Origin of the sequence: Enterobacter sp. ZOR0014, from assembly GCF_000798855.1 — a bacterium.
GTDB lineage: Bacteria > Pseudomonadota > Gammaproteobacteria > Enterobacterales > Enterobacteriaceae > Enterobacter > Enterobacter kobei.
Window position 1 is genome coordinate 1 of record NZ_JTLF01000204.1, and the last position, 4,983, is coordinate 4,983.

The 4,983-nt window shown below is 50.7% G+C and carries 5 protein-coding genes and 1 pseudogene; 4 read left to right on the forward strand and 2 right to left on the reverse strand.

Annotated elements, in window-relative coordinates:
* Positions 1-217: 217 nt before the first annotated feature.
* A complete protein-coding gene (sdiA, locus tag L977_RS11155) occupies positions 218-940 on the forward strand; it encodes a transcriptional regulator SdiA (protein WP_047625769.1) in 723 nt (240 codons plus the stop codon).
* A 66-nt stretch (positions 941-1,006) separates the two neighbouring features.
* Here the strand turns inward: sdiA and L977_RS11160 are convergent, their stop codons facing one another.
* Together L977_RS11160 and L977_RS25235 are read right to left on the reverse strand one after the other, a co-directional pair.
* Positions 1,007-1,231 carry a DUF2594 family protein gene (locus L977_RS11160; protein ID WP_014832453.1) on the reverse strand — a complete coding sequence of 75 codons (225 nt, stop codon included), beginning with the start codon at positions 1,229-1,231 and terminating at the stop codon, positions 1,007-1,009.
* 25 nt (positions 1,232-1,256) lie between these two features.
* Positions 1,257-1,325 (reverse strand): annotated as a pseudogene (locus L977_RS25235) (hypothetical protein); the annotation flags it as partial.
* Positions 1,326-1,695: 370 nt separating this feature from the next.
* Here L977_RS25235 and uvrY point away from each other — a divergent pair.
* The 3 genes from uvrY to pgsA are packed head-to-tail and all read left to right on the forward strand — an operon-like array spanning position 1,696 to position 4,786.
* Positions 1,696-2,352 carry a UvrY/SirA/GacA family response regulator transcription factor gene (gene uvrY, locus L977_RS11165; RefSeq protein ID WP_023330806.1) on the forward strand — a complete coding sequence of 219 codons (657 nt, stop codon included), beginning with the start codon at positions 1,696-1,698 and terminating at the stop codon, positions 2,350-2,352.
* Positions 2,349-4,181, forward strand: a complete 1,833-nt coding sequence (gene uvrC / locus L977_RS11170; protein WP_014884376.1) for an excinuclease ABC subunit UvrC — start codon at positions 2,349-2,351, stop codon at positions 4,179-4,181. Before uvrY ends, uvrC begins: the two co-directional genes overlap by 4 nt.
* Before the next feature lie 56 nt (positions 4,182-4,237).
* On the forward strand, positions 4,238-4,786 hold the full coding sequence (pgsA, locus tag L977_RS11175; protein WP_008500348.1) for a CDP-diacylglycerol--glycerol-3-phosphate 3-phosphatidyltransferase: 549 nt from the start codon (positions 4,238-4,240) through the stop codon (positions 4,784-4,786).
* Positions 4,787-4,983: the final 197 nt, after the last annotated feature.

Genomic DNA, 4,983 nt, shown 5'->3' on the forward strand with positions numbered 1-4,983 from the left:
TTTGTCCTTATTTGCTCCGGAAATCTTTTCTGGAGCAAATTATTCTCCCTGTTGCCCCGGGCGTCTGCTTTTTTATTCCACCCGACGCAGATAAGCCTTATCAATAGTAAAGTTAATTGTGTTATTGCCGATATTTTGTGGTTAGAAATAAGTTTTATGTGTTAGGTTATATTCACCATAATAATGATTATCTTTTCAGAGGCTTCTTTTAGTAAGTATGAAGGATTCAGACTTTTTCACCTGGCGACGGGATTGCTTCCTCCGGTTTCAGGAATTGACCTGTGCCGACGAGGTATATCAGGAACTTCAGCGACAAACGCAGGCGCTTGAATTCGATTATTACGCGCTCTGCGTGCGCCATCCCGTACCATTTACGCGGCCCAAGGTCTCGTTGCAAACCACTTATCCAAAGCAGTGGATGGCGCAATATCAATCCGCGAACTATTTCGCGATTGATCCGGTTTTAAAGCCGGAGAATTTCATTCAGGGTCATCTTCCCTGGACGGACGCATTATTCGTGGATGCGCAGGAGTTATGGCATAACGCACAGGATCACGGTTTACGCACGGGAATAACGCAGTGTCTGATGCTGCCTAATCACGCGCTCGGTTTCCTCTCGGTTTCCCGTACGAGTGTGCAGGATGTGCCGTACAGACAGGAAGAAATAGAACTACGGTTGCAAATGCTGGTGCAAATGGCATTAACCACGCTGTTGCGTTTTGAAGATGGGATGGTGATGCCGCCAGAGATGAAATTCAGCAAGCGTGAGCGGGAAATTCTGAAATGGACTGCGGAAGGGAAGACGTCAGCGGAAATAGCGATCATTCTCTCCATTTCAGAGAATACGGTTAACTTCCATCAGAAGAATATGCAGAAAAAATTCAATGCACCCAACAAAACCCAGATTGCTTGTTACGCGGCGGCAACGGGACTGATCTGATTAAAGAGTACGTTCTGCGTGACAGACGAGCGGACGGCTGAATGCAGTGCATCCAGCCGTTTTTTGTTACTGGCGGTACGCTTGTTTAATTTGCTTAACGGTGTTTGCAAATACAGCCGATTCCGCCTGGTCTTCCATCTGCGCGATTTGCTTTTCCATTTTAATGATCACACGACCAGCATCAGCCTGGCCCATCGCCTGCAGCATCAGCGTCAGCAGTGCTTTCAGGCAGTTTACTTCCTGTGCCAGTTCCTGGTTATTCTCCGCAGTGGCAAATTCAGGTGTGCTCATTTATTTTCCTCATTATTAAACGGCGCTAAAGCGCGACGACGAAAGTCAAGGCGGCGGAGTATACCACAAGCTGAAGCAAAAAATGCAGCGGTTGTTTTTCGTACTTTTACTGCGCTGTTTATTTGCGTAAACTCCGCCAGGCGGTAGACTAATGCCCTGGTATGACTATTAATTGTTTATGAGTGGTTTGCTTACCGTTAATTATTGTTACAAAAATCTGAAAACTGTTTTCCCCGAGGAAAAGGAGCAAGGTTTTTGTAACTTTTTGAATACGGATGCTTAAAAAAAAGCGCAAAAGCCCTGATGGCAAGGACTCTCTTTCCACGGACTGTACAGGCTAATTTCCAAAAACGAGAGCAAAATCGAATAGCCGATTTTTTAACGTTTTAATCTTGTGAGGAAAACCGTTAATATAAACCAAATTATCACTCAGTAGCGTTATCCCTATTCTGGAGACATTTCCTTTGATCAACGTCCTTCTTGTTGATGACCACGAACTGGTGCGCGCAGGGATACGACGCATTCTTGAAGATATAAAAGGGATTAAAGTTGCCGGAGAGGTGTGCTGTGGGGAAGATGCCGTAAAATGGTGCCGCACAAACTCCGCCGATGTGGTGCTGATGGATATGAACATGCCCGGCATCGGTGGCCTTGAGGCAACGCGCAAAATTGCGCGTACCTTCGTAGATACCAAAGTCATCATGCTGACCGTGCATACTGAAAATCCACTGCCTGCGAAAGTGATGCAGGCGGGTGCGGCCGGTTACCTGAGCAAAGGTGCCGCTCCGCAGGAGGTCGTCAATGCCATCCGCTCCGTGTTTGCCGGGCAGCGTTACATCGCCTCTGACATTGCGCAACAGATGGCTTTGAGCCAGATCGAACCCGAGAAAAACGAGTCCCCGTTTGCCAGTTTGTCTGAGCGCGAATTGCAGATTATGCTGATGATCACGAAAGGTCAGAAGGTAAATGAGATCTCGGAACAGCTGAACCTCAGCCCGAAAACGGTGAACAGCTATCGTTATCGAATGTTCAGTAAACTGAACATTCATGGTGATGTTGAACTGACTCATCTGGCCATCCGACATGGTTTATGTAATGCGGAGACGTTGTTAAGTCAGTGAGTGATGTGTTCGATTCAAAAGCATTTCTGAAAACGGTAACCAGCCAGCCTGGCGTCTATCGGATGTATGACGCTGGCGGTACGGTTATCTATGTGGGGAAGGCGAAAGACCTTAAAAAACGCCTTTCCAGCTATTTTCGCAGCAACCTTGCCTCCCGTAAGACTGAAGCGCTGGTCTCTCTCATTCATAATATTGATGTCACCGTCACGCATACCGAAACCGAAGCCCTGCTGCTTGAGCACAATTATATAAAGCTCTATCAGCCGCGCTATAACGTGCTGTTACGGGACGATAAATCCTATCCCTTTATCTTCCTGAGTGGCGATACCCATCCGCGTCTGGCGATGCACCGTGGTGCAAAACACGCGAAGGGGGAATATTTTGGTCCTTTCCCGAATGGCTATGCCGTGCGGGAGACGCTGGCACTGCTGCAAAAAATCTTCCCGATTCGTCAGTGCGAAAACAGTGTCTACCGTAACCGCTCGCGTCCGTGTCTGCAGTACCAGATTGGTCGCTGCCTGGGCCCCTGTGTTGCCGGGCTGGTCAGTGAAGATGAGTATGCCCAGCAGGTGGACTATGTACGCCTGTTCTTAGCCGGAAAAGACGATCAGGTGTTAACCCAGCTGATCGCGCGGATGGAAAAAGCCAGCGCCGCACTTGAGTTTGAAGAGGCCGCACGGATCCGTGACCAAATTCAGGCGGTGCGCCGGGTCACCGAGAAACAGTTTGTCTCGAATACCGGTGACGATCTCGACGTTATCGGCGTCTCCTTTGACGCAGGAATGGCCTGTGTTCACGTGCTGTTTATCCGCCAGGGCAAAGTACTCGGCAGCCGCAGCTATTTCCCCAAAGTGCCTGGTGGCACCGAGCTGGGGGAAGTGGTGGAAACCTTTGTCGGCCAGTTCTATCTACAGGGAAGCCAGATGCGCACGCTCCCCTCGGAGATCCTGCTCGATTTCAACCTTGACGATAAAACCCTGCTGGCCGATTCGCTTTCCGAGCTGGCGGGCCGTCGGGTCAACGTACAAACCAAACCCCGCGGCGACAGGGCGCGTTATCTGAAGCTCGCGCGGACCAACGCGGCGACGGCGCTGACCACAAAATTGTCTCAGCAATCGACGGTCAGCCAGCGGTTAACCGCGCTGGCAACGCTCCTGAAGTTGCCGGAAGTGAAACGTATGGAGTGTTTCGATATCAGCCATACGATGGGGGAGCAGACGGTAGCGTCCTGCGTCGTGTTTGATGCTAATGGCCCGCTGCGCGCCGAGTATCGACGCTATAACATCACCGGCATTACGCCGGGAGACGACTATGCCGCCATGAATCAGGTGCTGCGCCGTCGTTACGGTAAAGCGATTGAAGAGAGCAAGATCCCGGATGTGATCCTGATTGACGGTGGTAAAGGCCAGCTTGGCCAGGCGAAAGCGGTATTTGAATCGCTCGACGTTGAGTGGGACAAAAACCATCCGCTGCTGTTAGGTGTGGCGAAAGGGGCCGATCGTAAGGCGGGTCTGGAGACGTTGTTCTTCGAACCGGAAGGTGAGGGCTTCAGTCTGCCGCCAGACTCCCCGGCGCTGCATGTCATCCAGCATATTCGCGATGAATCGCACGACCATGCTATCAGCGGGCACCGTAAAAAACGGGCGAAGGTAAAAAATACCAGTACTCTGGAAACCATTGAGGGCGTCGGGCCAAAACGTCGCCAGATGCTGCTGAAGTATATGGGCGGATTGCAAGGATTACTCAACGCCAGCATGGAGGAAATTGCAAAAGTGCCGGGTATTTCGCAAGGGCTGGCAGAAAAGATCTACTACTCGTTGAAACATTGAGGGCTCTGTAGCAACATAGAGCTAAATTTTACTGACAACAAATAGTTACCGTCACTATGCAATATAATATCCCTACGTTGCTCACTCTCTTTCGTGTTGTACTCATTCCGTTCTTTGTGCTGGCGTTTTATCTGCCGGTTGTGTGGGCACCTTTTGCCTGCGCATTGATCTTCCTTATCGCAGCGGTAACGGACTGGTTTGATGGCTATCTGGCGCGTCGCTGGAATCAAAGCACTCGCTTCGGCGCGTTTCTCGATCCCGTAGCGGATAAGGTCATGGTTGCTATCGCGATGGTGCTGGTGGCTGAACACTATCATACCTGGTGGGTGACGCTGCCTGCGGCAACCATGATCGGCCGTGAAATCATCATTTCTGCGCTGCGTGAGTGGATGGCGGAGTTGGGTAAACGCAGCAGCGTGGCGGTCTCCTGGATCGGGAAAGTGAAAACGACCGCACAGATGGCGGCGCTGGTCTGGATGCTCTGGCGTCCAAACGCCTGGGTTGAGTGGGCGGGAATTGGTCTGCTGTGGGTAGCGGCAGTGCTGACGCTGTGGTCAATGCTGCAATATTTGAACGCTGCGCGCGGGGATTTGCTTGATCAGTGATCGTTTCGCCGTAATTTTCAGCAAACGATCCAGGGAAGCAAAAAATAACGTTGACTCATAACGTCATATCAGTAGAATGCAACGCATCGAACGGCGGCACAGCATGCCGGACGATAATGAAATCAAGTGTTTAGAAGTTGACTTGATGACATGCGGGAATAGCTCAGTTGGTAGAGCACGACCTTGCCAAGGTCGGG

Bases quoted from the DNA above. Each gene is read 5' to 3' on its own strand.
- sdiA (WP_047625769.1), top strand. From the start codon at position 218: ATGAAGGATTCAGACTTTTTCACCTGGCGACGGGATTGCTTCCTCCGG.
- L977_RS11160 (WP_014832453.1), bottom strand. From the start codon at position 1,231: ATGAGCACACCTGAATTTGCCACTGCGGAGAATAACCAGGAACTGGCA.
- pgsA (WP_008500348.1), top strand. From the start codon at position 4,238: ATGCAATATAATATCCCTACGTTGCTCACTCTCTTTCGTGTTGTACTC.